This window comes from Mesorhizobium sp. M1004 (assembly GCF_040318795.1).
Lineage (GTDB): Bacteria > Pseudomonadota > Alphaproteobacteria > Rhizobiales > Rhizobiaceae > Mesorhizobium.
This window is the reverse complement of record NZ_JAMYNB010000004.1, coordinates 449588-465872: the sequence shown is the minus strand read 5'-3', so window position 1 is coordinate 465872 and position 16285 is coordinate 449588. Positions and strand designations below refer to the sequence as shown.

Below are 16285 nucleotides of genomic sequence, written 5' to 3'. Positions count from 1 at the left end.
GTGTCAGGCGTAGCGCATGATGACGGTCTTGGTCTCGAGATAGCCTTCGATCGCGGCACGGCCATGTTCGCGGCCGATGCCGGACTGCTTGAAGCCGCCGAACGGTGCGGCGGGGTCGAGCGTGTTGTGCGAATTGACCCACACGGTGCCGGCCTTTAGGCTGTGGATGGCGGTCATCGCCTTGCCCAGGTCGCGGGTCCAGATCGAGGCTGAGAGACCATAGCGCGTGTCGTTGGCGATGCGGATCGCCTCGTCGAGGTCGGCGACTGGCATTGCCGCCACCACCGGCCCGAACACCTCCTCGCGCATGATCTCCATGTCGGGTCGGACATTGTGCAGGATGGTCGGCGCCACATAATGGCCCCTGGCCGGCACCGGTCGCGCGCCGCTGACCCGCTCGCCTCCGGCCGCCAGTCCACGCTCGACAAAGCCCTCGACGCTTTTCCGGTGCTTGGCCGAGACCAGCGGATTGATTTGCGCTTCGGCATCGCGGCCGGCGCCCAGCGTCATGCCGTCGGCGATTTCGGCCAGCCTTGCCAGCGTGCTGTCGTAGATCGATTTCTCGATCAAGAGCCGCGAGGCCGAGGTGCAGACCTGGCCCTGGTTGAAGAACATGCCAAGGCCGGCGACCAGCGGCTCGATGCCTTCCTCCATGTCGGCAAGCAGGATCATCGGCGATTTCGAGCCGAGCTCCAGCGTGAAGCGGGCGACACGGTCGACCGCCGCATGGCCGACGCGTTTGCCGACTTCCGTCGAGCCGGTGAAGGTCAGCTTGTCGATGCCGGGATGGCGGATCAGCGCCTCGCCGGTGACGCTGCCGCTGCCGGTGACGATGTTGACGACGCCCGGCGGGAAGCCAACGGCTTCGATCAGTTCGGCGAGCCTGAGCAGGCCTAGTGGCGTTTCCTGCGGCGGCTTCAGCACCACGGTGCAGCCGCAAGCGAGCGCCGGCGCGATCTTCCACATGCCGATCAGCAGCGGAAAATTCCACGGCACTATGGCGCCGACGACGCCGACCGGCTCCATCACCGTCATCGCCTGGTGTCTGGCGCCCGGCGGCACGGGGATGGACACCTGGAAGGTCGAGCCCTCGATCTTGGTCGCCCAGCCGGCATAGTAGCGCAGCCAGTCGACGGTGCCGCCGGCGCTGAGCATACGGGCGACGCCGAGCGACTTGCCGTTCTCGATGCTTTCGATCTCGGCCAGAAGGTCGGCGTCGGCCTCGACCGCGTCGGCGAGTTTCAGCATCAGGTTCTGGCGATCGACCGGCCGCATCGACGCCCAGGGGCCTTCGAGCGCCGCACGCGCCGCGTGCACCGCCCGATCGACCAGTTCGGGGCCGCTTTCGGGGACACGGGCGACGATCTCGCCGGAGGCGGAATCGTCGACGGGGAGGTCGTTACCGGCAAGGCCGTCAACAAAGCGGCCATTGATGAAGGGCCGGTGCGAACGCGCCAGGAACGCGGCGGCGGCTGGGCTGATCGGCGGCACCATTCTCTCGTTCATGCCATCCTCCTCGATGTTGATGAACACGGTGCAGCGAGGGTTATGGAGCGCATGGACTGGCTTCAAGCCAAAGGCGGCGCGAGTGCGCGCTCAGTCAAAACAAAGTTCCCGCTCGGACAAGACACCTCGCGATTGAGTGGCCTAGATCAGGATCGCATCGAGCCGCGCGTTTTGCGCGAGCCTCCCTGACGCGAAGAGGTGTCGGCCATTGAGCGCATTGCTGGGCAATCCGATGGTCACCACGGCGGCGCTGCCGCTTGTGCTCGGCATGGCGATGGCGTTGCTGGCACGATTTGCGCTGCCGGGATCCTCGCCGGCGCTCTCGTTGATCTGGGCCGCGTTGCTGCTGTTCTTCTACTGGGACACGCTTGGCCCGCCGGTCGTGCCGCCCGTCGCCGCCAGCCAGAAGCTGATCTATCTCGCTGTTGCCGGTATTCTCATCGGGCTGTTGCCCGAGCGCCTGTTGAGCACCCCGGGCGTGCTGGTCGCCGCGGCCCTTGCGGCGGCGCTGTTGTGGCTCGGCTGGCGCCGCCTTGCTGGCGGTTCGCTCGATCCGCAGATGATCGCAGCCCTCGTCACCGGCCTTCTCGTAATCGTCGGCGTCGCGATGCTGCTGTCCCTGAAGGCTTTGCCGTCGCCGCTGGTGGAGGATCCGTTCCTGGCACCCGCGGCCATGCTCGCCATGTGCCTGGCCGGCGCCATCATCTCGGTGCTTGGCGCGTCGATCGTCACCGGGCAGTTGCTGGGATCGCTGGCCGCGCTCGCCGGCGGCTGGTGCCTCGTCCAGTATATCGCGGTGCTGCGCGGCGGCACGGCGGCCGCCTGGAGCAAGGGCGCCGAGCTGATCCTCGTCTACGCCGCGGCCACGGTGCTGATCCAGATGGCGCTGCTGGCGCCTAAGGCCAATCCGGTCGCGCTGGTGCTTTCGCCCTTGCCGCTGATCGTGGCTGCCCTGGTGCCCGGTCCGCTGCGGCGCCTTGTTCCCGGCATCAGGCCGTTGCGGCCGCTGGTTGCCGGTCTGCTGATCGCCATGCCGGCGATGCTGGCCATCCTGACGGCGATCGTTCGGGCGCCGCACGGAGCCGCGCTTGGCTTTTCCTGAGCCAAGAAATGACAACCAACAATGGGGAGAGATACGTGACAATAGGAAAACTGACGGCCGCGCTGGCCTTTGCCTCGACATGCGCGTTCGCATCGGCCGCGCACGCCGAAAACTACGAGATCGATGGCCAGCACGCCTGGGTTACCTTCACCATCAAGCACGGCATCTATGGCATCGCGCATGGCCAGTTCGATGCCGTCAAGGGCGCCATCGTCATGGACAAGGCCGATCCGTCGAAGAGCAGCGTGAAGGCCGAGCTCGATGTCGGCTCGGTGCACACCGCTTATGACCAGCGCGACAACGATCTGAAAGGCCCCGACTTCTTCAACGCCGCCGAATTCCCGGCGATTTCGTTCGAGAGCACCAAGGTCGAGAAGGTCAGCGACAAGACCGGCAAGGTCACGGGCAATCTCACCATCAGCGGTGTGTCCAAGGAGATCACGCTCGACGTGACGCTGGTCAATGAGGCGCCGGCGCCGTGGGATGCGACGCTGACCAAGGCAGCGTTCACCGCCACGGGAAAAGTCAGCACCGCGGACTTCCCGATGGCCAAGGCTGCCGCCGGCTTCGGCCTCGGCCCGGAGGTCGACATCGTCATCGATCTCGAAGCGATGAAGAAATAGGCCGCTTTCTTTGTTTGGCGCAATTCCCCGGGGGAAGCGCTACGCACTTTCCCCGGGAAAACCGCTTCACACTTTCCTGGAATTGCTCTTGCGGGGGTGGCGGCTGCCGCGCGGCCGAGAGGTCGCGCGGCTTTAACGGACGAGGCGCGAAGTGCGCGCTCAGTCAAAACAAAGTTCCCGCTTGGACAAGACGCGAAACGGCTGATGCCGCACTATGCCCAGCGAAGATCGGCGCAGCCGGCACAGCACCAATCGGGATGGGACCATGCGATTTTCCGGAAAGACGGCTTTCATCACTGGCGGCGGCACCGGCATTGGTGCCGCGGTCGCAAGGCGCATGGCGGCGGACGGCGCCAAGGTGGTGCTGATGGGCCGGCGGCGCGAGCCGCTGGAGGCCGTCACCAGGGATATTGGCGGTCTGGTGGTGCAGGGCGATGCCGCCGATCCGAAGGCGGTGCGTGCGGCGCTTGCCGAAGTGCATGAAAAAATCGGACCGGTCGATATCCTCGTCGCCAATGCCGGCGGCCATGGTGTCGGCCCGACGATTTCGATGAGCGACGAAACCTGGAGCCTGGCGACGCGCACCAATCTCGACACCGCTTTCGTTTGCGCCCGCGAATGCCTGCCGGATCTGATCGCGCGGAAGGGCACCATCGTCGTCGTTGCCTCGATCGCCGGGCTGTTTGCCGGCCCGGACGCTGCCGGCTACGTCACCATGAAGCATGCCTGCATCGGCTTCGGCAAATCGTTGGCGCGCGACTATGGCCGCAAGGGCGTGCGCACCAATATCATCTGCCCGGGCTGGGTCTCAACCGACATGGCCGACGAGCAGATGGCGCTGATCGTCGAGAAACACGGACTTGGCTCGACCGACGAGGCCTACCGTCTGGTGACCAAGGATGTGCCGCTCGGCCGTCCGGCGACACCGGAAGAGGTTTCCAACGTTATCTGCTTCGTCGCTTCGAGCGAGGCGGCCATGATGAACGGTTCGATCCTGACCGTCGACGGCGGCGCTACCGTCGTCGACCTGCCGACATTAGCTTTTGTCGATTGATTGGGAGAGTGCGATGAAGGACCAGAACAGGCCGGCGGACTGGAAGCATTTCGATGATTTCGCCGCCGGCATCGCCACCAACCGGCTGGCGACGACGTCAGCGTTGCGCGGCCAGACCTTCAAGATCACGCTGGACACCGGGCGCACAATCGACCTTGCCTTCACGTCGGCCGACACGGTGGCGTGGAGCGAGGGTAGCGAGGCGGGGGCGGACTGGTACGAGGCGCTCGAAGTCGCCGCTAATGTGTTCTTCATCAACATGACTTTCGCCGCCCGGCCGACCGAGGATGAGGCCTACGTCGTGAACACCAGCACGCGCCGGGTGCTGTCGGTGCGCGAACGGGTGCGTGAAGAAGGCGAAGCGCCCGGCGAGCCGCTCGTCGCGCAGACCTGGTCGGCCGGCGTACTCGGGGATCCCGGCAAGGCGCCGACCGGTATCAAGCCGGCGCCGAGCCGGGACCTGATCGGGCTCACCGCGCACTACACCTACAGCCCCAACCACGTCTACGAGCACATCTATCTGAGCTCCGAGCGTTATGGCTGGCAGAACCTCGTCGGCATCCAGCGTGGCCATGGCGACGTCGACCTCGCGACCACCTGGAAGTTTGCAGACAACCAATATGTGTTCGGCTTTCGCGAGTTCATCATCCCGGTCGCCTCGCTGTTCTTCTACAATTGGGACGTCATGCGCTCGACCGGGAAATTCCTCGGCCTGACCAGCCTGGGCAAGGTCGAGAACAAGCCGGCAGGCGCTCACATCGAGAAGAAATCCAGAACCGTCTATGACGAAGGCAAGGCGCCGGTCTGACCGTGCGGGAGAACGCGATGAACAAGAACTACGAAGCTATCAAGGCTCATTACGCCGGCTCCGATGCCAAGGATTTGGCCGCGATGATGGCGCCGATCACCAGCCGCACCGCCTGGACCGAAATGGCGGGCTTCCCCTATGCCGGCACCTATGTCGGCCCCGACGCCATCATAGCGGGGGTCTTCAAGCGCATCGCCGAGGAGTGGGACGGCTACGCGCTGAAGCTCGAAAGACTGGTCGATGGCGGAGCCACAATCGTCGGCATCGGCACCTATTCGGGCACCTACAGGAAGACCGGCAAGCCAATGTCCGCGCGCGTCGTCCATGTCTGGGAGATGGACGACGGTAAAGCCGTGAGTTTCGAGCAATTCACCGACACCAGACTGGTCGCGGCAGCGACGGTCTGAGGCATGCGGGCGGGCGCCGATGCGTCCGGCCGATGAAACAACCTGGGAGGATGCAATGGGAAAAAATCTGAAGGCAATTCTGGCGGGCCTGGTGCTGGCGACCGCACTTGCGGCCGGCGTCACAGGGGTCGCGAATGCCGCCGGCGATGAGATCGTCATCGGCGCGCCGATCTCCTTGACCGGGCCGCTGGCCGGCGACGGCAAGGAGCAGAAATGGGCCTATGAGCAAGCGGTGGCCGATATCAACAAGGCTGGCGGCATCATGCTCAAGTCGGCCGGCAAGAAGCTGCCGGTGCGCCTCGTCGTCGCCGACGACGAAAGCTCGGAAGGCAAGGTCGCCTCGGCGTTGGAAAACCTCATCAAGGTGCAGAAGGTCGACGCGCTGCTATCGACCCATTCCGGGCCGATGAACATCGCCGGTGCCATCGTCGCCGAGAAATACAAGAAGTTCTACATGATCACGACGGCGTTCCCGTTCGAGTGGCAGCCGTTGAAGCTCAAATATTCGGCCCTCTTCTTCTTCCACCCGGGGCCGGGCGCCGAAGTGCCGTTCGAGATCTGGAACAAGCTGCCAGCCAATGAGAAGCCGAAGAACCCGGCTCTTGTCACTGAGGATTCGCCCGACGGCAAGGGCTTTGGCGGCGCCTTCGAGGCGGCTGCGAAGAAATATGGCTACACTTTCGCGGTCGACGATCCCTGGGCGATCGGGGCCACCGACTACTCGGCACTGATCACCAAGCTCAAGGCCGCCAACGTCGACGCCATGCTGGTGTTCGGCTCGCCGGCCGACACTGTGACGCTGCTGCGCCAGATGAAGGAGCTCGGCTTCTCCGTACCTTATCTGCATGGCTGGAAGGGCACCTGGACGGGCGAGTTCCACGAAGCGCTCGGAGCGGATTCAGACTACATCATGACTGACGGTTTCTGGTCGTCGAGCTATCCCTATCGAGGCGCCAAGGAACTCGGCGATCGCTACGAGGCCGAATTCAAGAAGGACTCCGTCACAGTCGGCGCCTTCTACGCTAATGCGCAGGTGCTGGCGCAGGCGATCGAAAAGGCGGGAACCACCGATGCCGCCGCGCTGCATGACGTGATCTTCAACCAGGAATTCAAGGACACCGTCGTCGGCGATCTCAAATTCGACCAGACAGGCTTTGCCCTGATCCCCAGCGTTGCCACGCAATGGTGGCAAGGCAAGCACCAGCTAATCTTCCCTAATGGCAACTGGACCTACAAGCCGGCCCCGGCCTGGGACAAGCGCTGAGCGGCGAGGGCACGGGCTCCGACATTGCCGCCTGCACCTTCTCCCCCGTCCTACGCGGGGAGAAGGGTGGCGGGGCGACGAGGGCGGCGCTGACCTCGACAGATTGCATGGACAGCTTCCCCTGGAGAAACGGAAACACACGATGCAGCCTGACGAAACCTTGCTTCGCCTCGAGGCGATCCAGAAGCGGTTCGGCGGGCTTGTCGTGCTCAACAACATCGACATCGCCGTCGGACCCAATGAGCTGATCGGCCTGATCGGTCCCAACGGCGCCGGCAAGTCGACACTGTTCAACGTAATTACCGCGCTCTACACCCCAACCCAGGGCCGTATCCGCTTCCGTGGCGAGGACATCACCGGCACGGCCCCGCATCGCATCTGCCGGCTCGGCATTGCCCGCACTTTCCAGCTGGTGCGCACGTTCCTGACCATGACCGCCTTCGAGAACGTCATGGTTGGCGCCGTCTATGGCTCCGGCGGCCGGGTCAAGCATGCGACGGCAGCCGCCGAGGAGGCCCTTGAACTGGTCGGGCTGACTGGCAAGCGCGATATCCGCACTGCACACATGACGCTGTCGGACCGGCGACTGCTGGAGATCGCGCGAGCCGTTGCCTCCCGCCCGGGGCTGCTGTTGCTGGACGAGCCGATGGCGGGGCTGAACCCGACCGAGATCCAGCGCATGGTCGATGTCATTCGCCGCGTGCGCACAGACAAGGGGGTCTCGATCCTGTGGGTAGAGCACAAGGTCGATGCCATCATGAAGGTGTGCAGCCGGGTAATCGTGCTGGACCATGGCGAGAAGATCGCCGACGGCACGCCGCGCGAGATCGTTGCCAACCGCAAAGTGATAGAGGCCTATCTTGGCGAACCGGCTGCTTGAAGTGAACAACGTGGAAGTCGCCTATGGCGACGTCGGCGCGTTGTGGGGCGTGTCGATCCACGTCGAGCCCGGCAGCATCGTCGCCATTGTCGGCGCCAACGGCGCGGGAAAGACGACGCTGCTGAAGACCATCTCCGGTCTGCTGAAGCCGAAGCGCGGCGAGATCTTCCTCTCTGGCGCGCTGCTGGCCGGCAAGGCGCCGGAGGAGATCGCGACGATGGGCATCGCGCATGTGCCGGAAGGGCGCGGCCTGTTCCGGCAGATGACGGTGCTGGAAAACCTCGAACTCGGCGCCTTCCAACCCAAAGTTCGGAAGCGCTTCAAGCAGTCGCTGGAGAAAGCTTACACGCTGTTTCCGCGGCTAAAGGAGCGGGCAGGGCAGAAGGCCGGTTCGCTCTCCGGCGGCGAGCAGCAGATGCTGGCCATCGCGCGCGCCACCATGTCGGACCCGTCGCTGCTGATTCTCGATGAACCGTCGTTGGGGCTGAGCCCGATCGTGGTGCAGCAGATGTTCGCTCTGATCGAGACCTTGCACAAGCAGGGCGTCACCATCCTCTTGGTCGAGCAGAATATCCATCAGGCACTGAAGGTCGCCGACTACGCCTTTGTGCTGAAAACCGGCGAGCTTGCCATGCAAGGCACCGGTGCCGAGCTCATCGCCGATCCCGAAATCCAGAAGGCCTATATGGGCGTATTGGAGGTGCAATGATGCAGAACATTCCGCCTCCCGAAATCCTGCTGCAACTGTCGCTCAACGGCGCGCTGGGTGGCGCCATGTACGGCGTTGCGGCGGTGGGCCTCAGCCTCATCTTCGGCACCATGCGGCTGATCTTTCTGGCGCAGGGCGCGATGATCATCCTGTCCGCCTATTTCGTACGAGCGCTGTTCTACGGCGTCGGCATCGACCCTTTCGTGTCGCTGCTGATCGTCGTGCCCGTCGGGCTCGTTGTCGGCTGGCTGGTCTACCAAGGCCTGTTTCGCCGCGCGGCGGCAGCGGAGGACCGCAACATCTCGCTCTTGATCGCGGTCGGTCTGATGTTCCTGATCCAGAACCTGATGACGGTTATCTGGGGCGGCAACACCGCGGCGATCGTCACCTCCTACACGGCGAGCGGCATCGAGATTTTGGGCGTGCGCACCTCCTTCACCCGTTCGATGGGCTTCGTGATTGCGCTCGCCGGTACCGGCCTGGTGGTGCTGTTCCTGCGCAAGACATTGGTTGGTAAGGCGGTGCGCGCGGCCTCCGAGGACATTGAGGCGGCGACTCTGATGGGCATCAGCCCGCACCGCGTCAACGCCATCGCCTTCGCGATCGGCATAGCGCTCGCCGGAGCGGCCGGGGTCGCGGTGGTGACGACATTCCCGTTCAACCCGTTCGCCGGCTTCATCTTCAGCCTCAAGGCGCTGGTGGCGCTGGCGCTGGGCGGGATCGGCAATGTCGCGGGCGCACTTGCCGGCGGCATCATCCTCGGTCTGATCGAAGCCTATGTGCAGTATTTCATCTCGGGCGGCTGGACCAACGCCATAGCCTACGGCGTGTTCCTGGCGGTGCTCATGTTCAAGCCGGAAGGCCTGTTCAGCCGGCCCTACAAGAAGGCTTGAGCGTCATGATCAAGAAAGCCTTGCCGAAACAATTCTGGATTGGGACCGCAATTGCTGTGGTCGCGGCCCTCGCGCTGGTGCCGCTCGTGCCCGGCGCGATCGATTCTTATGCCTTTTCGCTCCTGTTCTTCGTTTTCATCTACGCCACCATGGCGCAAGGCTGGAACCTCGTTGCCGGCTTCGGCGGCCAGATCAGCCTCGGTAACCATGCCTTCTTCGGGCTCGGCGCCTACACCACCGCCATCCTGTGGAGCGGAAATTATCTCTGGGGCTCGTTCTATGACGCCTATCCGCGGATCTACTATTTCGACCCGGCGACGATGATGCTGGGCGGACTGGTCGCGGCCGTCGCCGCCATCATCATCGGCCTGCCGTTGCTGTCAAAGCTGCGCGGCGACTATTTCGCGCTCGGCACGCTCGGCTTCGGCGAGATCGTCAAGGTGATGTTCATCAATGGCGGTGATTTCACCGGCGGCGCCTTCGGCGTCGTGGCGCCCGCCGGCACCTTCGATACGCTCTTGCCGCACTATCTGGTCGGGCTCGGCCTGATGGTGGGCACGGCGCTTGCCATCCGCTTGCTGATGCGCTCGCGCTACGGCCTGGCGCTAGTCGCCGTGCGCGACGACGAGATGGCGGCATCGGCCAACGGCATTGACACGCTAAGGGTCAAGGTCGCCGCCTTTGCTGGCAGCGCCTTTATCGCCGGCGTCGCCGGCAGCCTGTACACCTACTACATCTTCCATGTCGGCCCGGACTCCGTCTTTGACCTTGACTGGATGCTTTTGCCGCTGATGATGACTGTGGTCGGCGGCACCGGCACCGTGCTCGGCCCGATCCTCGGTGCCTTCGTCATGTACGCGGTGTTCGACCTGGCGCGCATAGTGGTGCCGGATTACCACCCGGTGATTTCGGGTCTGACCATCATCTTGGCGATGCTGTTCTTGCCGAAGGGGCTGATGCGGAGTTTTGCGGGCCGGGCGCGGACAGCTTGAGGCCTGAGTATAGCCCTTTTGAGACGTAAGCGCTGCAGGTCGGGAGTGAGAGTCCTCGAGAAGGTGAGATAAAATGTGCCCGTATATGGGTGCAAAACAGTTTGCGGTATCCGATAAAGGTACGGCTAGCAGCACCTTCCTAATGCACCACCACCATTCGCACTCGCTCCCGCAAGTCTCTCGGCGCAACATCATACTTGCTTCTGAACGCCCGCGAAAAATGTGCGCTAGAATTGAACCCGCAGGCAAACGCGACTTCCGAGATGGAGGCTGAGGCGCGGGCGGGCGACAGCAGCTCCTCCTTGCTGCGCTCCAGCCGTCTATCCCACACGAATCGCTCCAGTGTGGTGCCTTCGCCTTCGAAGGCGCGGTGCAGATAGCGGCGGGAGCAGCCCATGTGGCGGGCTATGTCCTCGGCCGACAGGTTTGAACGCGCCAGGTTGGCGTCGATATAGGCGACGATGCGTTCACGCAGCGCTTCCAGCGGCGAGCGGCGGAACTCCGGCGCCGTCGGCCTTGCCTGGATCAGTCCGTTGACGAGTTGTATAAGGCTTTCTCCGACACGGCGGCAACTGGCCTCGTCGAGCTTGTGCGCGGTGCCGATCGCCATCTGCATCAGACCGGAAACGATATGGGTAAGGCTATCGTCGTTGCCGGGCAACGGCACCGGCGCCGACAGACGCGTCAACGTCCCGTCGCCGAAAGTCGAGCGCGGCACCTGCAGGATGAGTTGGTCGACATCCGACAGGTTTTGCAGCGAATAGCTGCGCATTGGATCATAGATGATCGCAGCGCGTGGGCCGAGATCGACCGCGACCCCCTTCTGCTCGAAACGGCTGCGGCCGCTGAGCTGCATCAGGATCTTGATCGCATCGGGATCGAAGCTACGCCAGAAGGTGCGGTCGCTGACGACGAGATGCGACTTGGCCTTGATCTCGGAGAGCCGACAGGAGCCGAGATGCACGGACACGAGCTTCGGCAGCGACGGCGCCTCGCCGCGCGAGAAACGCTGGGTGATCGGGCCGAACAGCATCCGCGACGCGGATAGGAAAGCCTCGCCATCGGCGACGCTCACGTGGTGGGCGGTCATAGTCTCCTCCACATTCTCATTGTTCCCGTCTTGTCGCGGGATTGTGACGCTGCGGCAGCGCCGCGTCTTCCTTAACATGATAAGCATCTTTGCCGCAACGGCGGAGGTGATTCACGCCGCGCCGCCCGGCCAGCCGGAAGCCGGATGGGCGCTGGTCAGCATCAGCCATGTCGGACTCTGTGGGACCGACTACCATATTTTTGAAGGCAAGCTCCCTACCTGGCCTATCCGCGCATCATGGGGCATGAACTCTCGGGCACCGTGACCGCGGTCGGTGAGGGCGTCGCCATCGAGTTCGGTGAGCGGGTCGGAGCCGGCTCGCGGCCGCCGAAGGTAGGGCTGCGATGCCCGAGTCGGTGAAATAGATGTTCGCGGCAGTTGCGATCGCCGACCGGTTGGCTGCTTGCGCCCGGGGGGCAGCCGAAGGCCGGGATCTAAAACGCCGCAATATTGCCTCTCGAGCGGCTCCTGCTTCGAAGGCAGTCGCCGCAGTGTCGATGCAGTTGGCTCATGATGTGCCGAGTTTCGATCTCGCATGGTGATGTAACTTATGCGATCAGCCCGTACTGCCGTGCCTTGTTGCGCAAGAACGGCAGACCGTTGCCCATCACAACCGCTTCACTCTCGGCCACCGGACGCCACACGCTGAGGCCAAACGCCAGACGCGGATCCATGTTGATGAAGCTCTCCATCGCGAGCCCGCCCTTGAAGCCGATCGCGGCCAGCGTCGCGAACGTCTCATCCCAATTGCAATTGCCCTCGCCCGGGGTGCCGCGATCAGACTCGGAGAGATGGATATATTTGAGGTAATCGCGGGCGGTGATAATGCCGTTGCCCATGCCCTTTTCCTCGATATTCATGTGGTAGGTATCAAGGTGCACGAACATATTGTCGGCGCCCACTCGTTCGATCAAAGCCACCGCCTGAGCCGCGGTGTTGATGATGTGGTTCTCGTAGCGGTTCACGGCTTCGACACCGAGTTCGACGCCGCGAGACTTGGCTTGCGCGGCGGCGGACGTCATCACTTTCGCAACGTTATCAAGTTCGTCCTGGGTAGGTGGCACGCCAGTACGCTCGCCGATGCCGCCATAGATTACGCCGCACAGCGCCTGGGCTCCGATGTCGGCCGTCTTGTCGATAGCCACCTGGAGAAAGTCAATCGCCTCCTGCGGGTGGCGCGATGCCCACGCATATTCGGGCAACCCTAGCGAGCACACCGCCTGCATGCCATTTGCCGCCAGCAGCTTGCGGGTGTGATCGGCATCGCAAGAAAATGGATCGGCCAGCGAAATTTCAATGAAATCGAGATCGTATTTTTTCACCGCCGCTACTGTGTGCTCGGCGCCCTCTACGGACCAACCACTCGTCCACATGCTCGTATGAACGCCAAAACCCTTCATCGTGTTATCCTCATGAAATTGAGCTGCCCGGCAGCCCACCGCAAGATCATGACGCCGATCAGCATGATGCCCCAAATGGCTGTGGCCAGGTGCTGGCTGGCGCCCAAGAGATTCAGTCCCGAAGAAAGCAACTGCAAAACGATGAGGGCTAGGAAGACCGAAACGACCTGGCCGAAGCCGCCAAACGGATTCACCCCGCCCAAGAAGCAGGCAAGCACCGTAATCAGCACATAGGACTCGCCATGGCCGACACGGACGGAATTGAATCGTGCCATCATGATAATGCCGGCCAACGCACACATGGCGCCAGACAGCGCGTAGATCAGAATGATCACGCGTCGCGTCGAGATGCCGGAATAGCGCGTCGCCTCGATGTTGGAGCCGACCATATAGTTGGAAAAGCCAAGCCTGGTTCGGGTCATCAAGACATGCCAGACGATGACTGCGCCGAGCAGTATCAGCAGCGGGACAGGAATGCCGACGATGCTGCCGTGACCCAGGGGCTGGATGAATTCGGGAAAGCCCGAAATATCGGCGCCGCGGGTCAGAAACTCGCCAAGGCCGCGCAGGAAAATCATCACCGAGAGCGAAACGAGGATGGGGTGCGCGCCGGTATAGGCTATCACCGGGCCCATGACCAAGCCGCTTGCCGTGCCAACGCCGACCGCAAGAACGGAACCGAGTAGAAAGGCATAGATGCTTGCGTCCGGTCCTCCGTTGGCCTGAAGAACCCAGGCGAGCGTGAGGCCACAGAGATTGGCCGTGAACGTCACGGCGAGATTGATGCCGCCCGAGATGATCGGCATCAACATCGCGAGCGTAAGCAGTCCAAGTTCAGGCAACTGGAAGGCCACCGATTCAAAGGTAGCTTTGGACAGGAATCGCGGCGAGAGAGATCCGAAGAATGCAATCACCAAAATCAATGCCAGCAAAAGTCCGATATTCTCGGCGCCCAACGTGCCGGCAAGACGGCGCAAGAATTCGTGCCGTAGCGCTCCAGTTTCGAGCACGCGCTGCGTCATGTACCCATCCTCTGCCGCAAGCCCGCGAGGATATGCCCGAGCGGCGCGTTGGACAGCGTGATGGCAATCAAGATGATCGCCCCGACGATCATCTTGAAAGCATAGGGAGAGATGCCGAGGAGGTTCAGCCCGTTTTGCGTCACCGACACAAGAAACACGCCAAGGATGCAACCGAGCACGGTGCCGCGCCCGCCACCCAGTCTGGCACCGCCAAGGACTACCGCTGCCAGCACGTCCAGCTCGCGCCCCACCAATGCGTTGGGCACGACTTCCTGGGAATAGTGCACCTGCACAAGTCCCGCGATCCCGGCCATCAAACCAAGCCAGCCGAAGGCAATGAAGTGCATCGCCGCGATGTTGATACCGAGGCGACGGGCGCCCTCCGGGTTGTCGCCAAAAGCGTATAGCTGCCGTCCCGTGGTGGTATACCGGATAAGCCCCCAGGTGGCGGCGACGCAGACCGCCATGATCGCAACCGGCAGTGTTAGCTCGGCCCAATTGCCATTCGCCTGTTTGAACTCGAAAAGCACAGTGCGATGCGTCCACCATGCAGGCAGATTGTAGATCGATACACCGTGCGTGAAGAACATCAGCAGGCCGAAAAAAATATTGAAGGTGGCGATGGTGACAACGATTGAAATGATCTGGAAATAGTAGATGAGGCCGGCGTTCACCGCACCCAGGGTGATCCCGACAATTGCCGCCAAGGTGAGGCCGATGAACCAATCACCACCTCCCATTTGGGCTAGAGCCAGCGCCACGACGTATTGAACCACTGACGCGGCCACAGCGAAGGAGATGTCGATGCCTCCCGCGATCAACACCACCAGCAGCCCAACCGCGAAGATCAGATTTGTCGAGCTTGTGTTGAGCAGGTTGAAGAGATTGGCAATGGTGAAGAATTTGTCGCTCGCAACCGAGAGACCTGCGCTCATGATGAGAAGAACCACAACGAGCCATGTCTCGGTGGGATGAGCCCGGAAGAGCTTGCCGCGGTTACGCATAGACGGCAGCTTCCAGGTCACCGAGCGGGATGGCGTGCGGATCGTATTCGGCGACTATCTTGCCCGCAGCCATATGAAGGATACGATCGGCGTTGAAATAGACCTCCGGCACTTCATCGGATATCAGCAGAATCGCCAGGCCTTCGGCAGCGAGCTTGGCGACAATCTCGAAGATGCCGGCCCGCGCGCCAACGTCCACCCCCACGGTTGGCGAATCAAGAATGATCAGTTTCAGGCCGACCGCCAGCCATTTGGCGATGGCCACCCTTTGCTGGTTGCCGCCCGAGAGCGTGGAAATCGCATCGGTCTGCCGCCCGACTTTTATCGCCAATTCCTCGATCCAATGATTGACGAGCGCGTCCTTCTTCTCCGAGGAGATCAGCCCTCGATCAAGGATCTTGTCGAGCACCGGGATAACGGCGTTGTCGGCGATGGACTGAGCTTGTATGAGACCAAGGGACAAGCGGTCTTCGGAGAGATATCCAATACCCGCGCGGATTGCGTCGCGGTTGGAGTTCAGATGAAGAACCGTCCCGTTGAGTGCGATGCTGCCGCCGTCTGGGCGCAGCATGCCGAAAATAGAAAGCGCGAGTTCTGTGCGACCGGCGCCGAGTAGCCCGGTCAGGCCAAGCGTTTCACCTCGCCGTATTGTCAGCGAAACGTCGTCATAGTCGCCTGCGCGGGTCAATCGATCGATCTTCAACACGACGGGTGATCCACTAAGGTTTCTCGTGCTCACGGTTTGGTCGAACGTCTTGCCGGTCATCAGTTCGGTGAGGCGTGATTGGGTCATTCCGGCGGTCGGGAACACCCCAACGACCTTACCGTCGCGCAGAACGGTGACGCGACTTGAGATCTCCAGAACTTCCGCAAGGCGATGGCTGACGAAGACGATGGCCATGCCTTCATTCGAGAGTGTTCGAACGATCGCGAGCAACCGGTCTGTTTCCGATTGAGTAAGCGACGATGTGGGCTCGTCCATGAAAATAACCTTCGCATCGCCGGCGAGCGCCCGGGCGATGGCGACGATCTGACGTTGGGCGATTGCAAAGCTACGCAGAGGCGCGTCGACATCGAGGTCGGCGCCAAGCCGCACCAACAGCCCTCGCGCCACCTCGCGAATGCGCGAATGATCGACGAGCCGAGGCATGTTGCCGAGGACAGTTCTGATCCCGATATTTTCCGCGACTGTCATTTCAGGAAACAGTGCGAGGTCCTGCCAGATGACTTCCACCCCGGCGCTGCGCGCCGCAGCCGGCGACATGATGTCGACAGACTTTCCGGCGATCGACATGTTTGCGCCGGCTAGCGGCTGACAAACGCCGGTGATTACCTTGATCAGGGTGCTCTTGCCGCTGCCGTTCTCACCGGCGATGCATTGCACTTCACCCGGGAGAACCTCGAAGGCGACATCCTGGAGGGCTCTAACGCCACCAAATGTGACGCTTATGTTGCTAAACGACAGAACCGATGGGAGGTCCTGCGTCGTAGACGCGACGAGGTTCACGGCGGGCCCTTCTGAAATGACAAG

At 62.5% G+C, this 16285-nt stretch carries 16 protein-coding genes and 1 pseudogene; 11 read left to right on the top strand and 6 right to left on the bottom strand.

Going from position 1 to position 16285, the window contains the following annotated elements; translation table 11 throughout:
- Positions 1 to 3: 3 nt before the first annotated feature.
- On the bottom strand, positions 4 to 1506 hold the full coding sequence (locus NKH54_RS11495; RefSeq protein WP_353028241.1) for an aldehyde dehydrogenase family protein: 1503 nt from the start codon (positions 1504 to 1506) through the stop codon (positions 4 to 6).
- Positions 1507 to 1714: 208 nt separating this feature from the next.
- Here NKH54_RS11495 and NKH54_RS11490 point away from each other — a divergent pair, with 208 nt between their 5' ends.
- From NKH54_RS11490 to NKH54_RS11445, 10 genes are all read left to right on the top strand, one after another.
- Positions 1715 to 2608, top strand: coding sequence for a hypothetical protein (locus tag NKH54_RS11490; RefSeq protein ID WP_023695132.1), 894 nt, complete (start codon positions 1715 to 1717; stop codon positions 2606 to 2608).
- Between the two features lie 35 nt (positions 2609 to 2643).
- Positions 2644 to 3231 (top strand): YceI family protein, encoded by a 588-nt coding sequence (locus NKH54_RS11485; protein ID WP_353028240.1) that lies wholly within the window; start codon positions 2644 to 2646, stop codon positions 3229 to 3231.
- A 265-nt stretch (positions 3232 to 3496) separates the two neighbouring features.
- Complete coding sequence (locus NKH54_RS11480) at positions 3497 to 4285, top strand: SDR family NAD(P)-dependent oxidoreductase (RefSeq protein WP_353028239.1); 789 nt, start codon at positions 3497 to 3499, stop codon at positions 4283 to 4285.
- A gap of 13 nt (positions 4286 to 4298) precedes the next feature.
- Positions 4299 to 5093, top strand: a complete 795-nt coding sequence (locus tag NKH54_RS11475; protein ID WP_023726205.1) for a MoaF C-terminal domain-containing protein — start codon at positions 4299 to 4301, stop codon at positions 5091 to 5093.
- 17 nt (positions 5094 to 5110) lie between these two features.
- Positions 5111 to 5500, top strand: coding sequence for a nuclear transport factor 2 family protein (locus NKH54_RS11470; RefSeq protein WP_353028238.1), 390 nt, complete (start codon positions 5111 to 5113; stop codon positions 5498 to 5500).
- A gap of 55 nt (positions 5501 to 5555) precedes the next feature.
- Complete coding sequence (locus tag NKH54_RS11465) at positions 5556 to 6764, top strand: amino acid ABC transporter substrate-binding protein (RefSeq protein WP_198024405.1); 1209 nt, start codon at positions 5556 to 5558, stop codon at positions 6762 to 6764.
- A 142-nt stretch (positions 6765 to 6906) separates the two neighbouring features.
- On the top strand, positions 6907 to 7644 hold the full coding sequence (locus tag NKH54_RS11460) for an ABC transporter ATP-binding protein (RefSeq protein ID WP_023723345.1): 738 nt from the start codon (positions 6907 to 6909) through the stop codon (positions 7642 to 7644).
- Position 7645: 1 nt separating this feature from the next.
- Complete coding sequence (locus tag NKH54_RS11455; RefSeq protein ID WP_245260223.1) at positions 7646 to 8353, top strand: ABC transporter ATP-binding protein; 708 nt, start codon at positions 7646 to 7648, stop codon at positions 8351 to 8353.
- A complete protein-coding gene (locus tag NKH54_RS11450) occupies positions 8350 to 9246 on the top strand; it encodes a branched-chain amino acid ABC transporter permease (RefSeq protein ID WP_353028237.1) in 897 nt (298 codons plus the stop codon). The genes NKH54_RS11455 and NKH54_RS11450 overlap by 4 nt, the downstream gene beginning before the upstream one ends.
- A gap of 5 nt (positions 9247 to 9251) precedes the next feature.
- Entirely contained in the window at positions 9252 to 10238 is a 987-nt protein-coding gene (locus tag NKH54_RS11445; RefSeq protein ID WP_027050210.1) for a branched-chain amino acid ABC transporter permease, read from the top strand.
- A gap of 139 nt (positions 10239 to 10377) precedes the next feature.
- On the opposite strand, the gene NKH54_RS11440 is transcribed toward NKH54_RS11445, so the two are convergent.
- Positions 10378 to 11328 carry a helix-turn-helix domain-containing protein gene (locus tag NKH54_RS11440; RefSeq protein WP_023695141.1) on the bottom strand — a complete coding sequence of 317 codons (951 nt, stop codon included), beginning with the start codon at positions 11326 to 11328 and terminating at the stop codon, positions 10378 to 10380.
- Positions 11329 to 11404: 76 nt separating this feature from the next.
- Between NKH54_RS11440 and NKH54_RS11435 the strand changes: the two are divergent.
- A pseudogene (locus tag NKH54_RS11435) lies at positions 11405 to 11637 on the top strand (alcohol dehydrogenase catalytic domain-containing protein); the annotation flags it as partial.
- Positions 11638 to 11876: 239 nt separating this feature from the next.
- Here NKH54_RS11435 and NKH54_RS11430 read toward each other — a convergent pair.
- From NKH54_RS11430 to NKH54_RS11415, 4 genes are read right to left on the bottom strand one after another with little or no spacing between them, the layout of a single operon-like run.
- Positions 11877 to 12728, bottom strand: coding sequence for a sugar phosphate isomerase/epimerase family protein (locus NKH54_RS11430; RefSeq protein WP_353028236.1), 852 nt, complete (start codon positions 12726 to 12728; stop codon positions 11877 to 11879).
- Positions 12725 to 13750, bottom strand: a complete 1026-nt coding sequence (locus tag NKH54_RS11425; RefSeq protein ID WP_353028235.1) for an ABC transporter permease — start codon at positions 13748 to 13750, stop codon at positions 12725 to 12727. The genes NKH54_RS11430 and NKH54_RS11425 overlap by 4 nt, the downstream gene beginning before the upstream one ends.
- Positions 13747 to 14754: an ABC transporter permease gene (locus tag NKH54_RS11420; protein ID WP_023726211.1), complete on the bottom strand. Its 1008-nt coding sequence runs from the start codon at positions 14752 to 14754 to the stop codon at positions 13747 to 13749. Before NKH54_RS11420 ends, NKH54_RS11425 begins: the two co-directional genes overlap by 4 nt.
- The gene (locus tag NKH54_RS11415) at positions 14747 to 16261 is read right to left on the bottom strand and encodes a sugar ABC transporter ATP-binding protein (RefSeq protein ID WP_050593934.1); all 1515 of its coding nucleotides are present in this window, start codon (positions 16259 to 16261) and stop codon (positions 14747 to 14749) included. The genes NKH54_RS11420 and NKH54_RS11415 overlap by 8 nt, the downstream gene beginning before the upstream one ends.
- Between the last annotated feature and the right edge of the window lie 24 nt (positions 16262 to 16285).

Excerpts from the sequence above, each read along its gene's own strand:
- NKH54_RS11440 (WP_023695141.1), bottom strand. The coding sequence starts at position 11,328 with ATGACCGCCCACCACGTGAGCGTCGCCGATGGCGAGGCTTTCCTATCC.
- NKH54_RS11425 (WP_353028235.1), bottom strand. The coding sequence starts at position 13,750 with ATGACGCAGCGCGTGCTCGAAACTGGAGCGCTACGGCACGAATTCTTG.
- NKH54_RS11475 (WP_023726205.1), top strand. The coding sequence starts at position 4,299 with ATGAAGGACCAGAACAGGCCGGCGGACTGGAAGCATTTCGATGATTTC.
- NKH54_RS11430 (WP_353028236.1), bottom strand. The coding sequence starts at position 12,728 with ATGAAGGGTTTTGGCGTTCATACGAGCATGTGGACGAGTGGTTGGTCC.
- NKH54_RS11450 (WP_353028237.1), top strand. The coding sequence starts at position 8,350 with ATGATGCAGAACATTCCGCCTCCCGAAATCCTGCTGCAACTGTCGCTC.
- NKH54_RS11420 (WP_023726211.1), bottom strand. The coding sequence starts at position 14,754 with ATGCGTAACCGCGGCAAGCTCTTCCGGGCTCATCCCACCGAGACATGG.
- NKH54_RS11445 (WP_027050210.1), top strand. The coding sequence starts at position 9,252 with ATGATCAAGAAAGCCTTGCCGAAACAATTCTGGATTGGGACCGCAATT.
- NKH54_RS11480 (WP_353028239.1), top strand. The coding sequence starts at position 3,497 with ATGCGATTTTCCGGAAAGACGGCTTTCATCACTGGCGGCGGCACCGGC.
- NKH54_RS11460 (WP_023723345.1), top strand. The coding sequence starts at position 6,907 with ATGCAGCCTGACGAAACCTTGCTTCGCCTCGAGGCGATCCAGAAGCGG.
- NKH54_RS11470 (WP_353028238.1), top strand. The coding sequence starts at position 5,111 with ATGAACAAGAACTACGAAGCTATCAAGGCTCATTACGCCGGCTCCGAT.
- NKH54_RS11495 (WP_353028241.1), bottom strand. The coding sequence starts at position 1,506 with ATGAACGAGAGAATGGTGCCGCCGATCAGCCCAGCCGCCGCCGCGTTC.
- NKH54_RS11465 (WP_198024405.1), top strand. The coding sequence starts at position 5,556 with ATGGGAAAAAATCTGAAGGCAATTCTGGCGGGCCTGGTGCTGGCGACC.